Annotated in this window: 1 protein-coding gene; it reads right to left on the bottom strand. The window is 33.7% G+C overall.

Annotated features, from left to right (window positions below):
* Positions 1-80: 80 nt before the first annotated feature.
* Positions 81-365: T6SS immunity protein Tli4 family protein (locus tag GQ596_RS10990; RefSeq protein ID WP_160401761.1), on the bottom strand; the 285-nt coding region annotated here is incomplete at its 5' end.

The following is a 365-nucleotide window of genomic DNA, read 5'->3' as shown; positions in this document are numbered from 1 at the left end:
TTTGAATATTCTTGCTAAATACCTGACAACTGGTTAATGCGGTCAGAGCGAATAGACCGACAATAAAACCACCGTAATATTTATTTGTTTTCAAAAGCACTTTCCCTTATTCTAATGCTATTAGTGATTTCTCGCCAAATGACCATAAGTTGCTCTTCACTGTATGCTTGTGTTTCATCATCGGGGATTTTGTAGTACATTTCTACATGTAATCGAGGTGTTTTATAAGTTGGATCTGTTACATGAATACCTAAAGTAAAAATATAACCTAACCCGTCACTATTAAATTCCAAATTGTCTTCAAAATATTTACCTTTAACCACCCACTCTTCTAATTTTAAGTTATTACTCTCACGCGTACCTTT

The organism is Gilliamella sp. Pra-s60 (assembly GCF_009795755.1).
Taxonomy (GTDB): domain Bacteria; phylum Pseudomonadota; class Gammaproteobacteria; order Enterobacterales; family Orbaceae; genus Gilliamella.
Note: the sequence above shows the minus strand (reverse complement) of the source record. Positions and strands in the feature narration are given on the sequence as shown.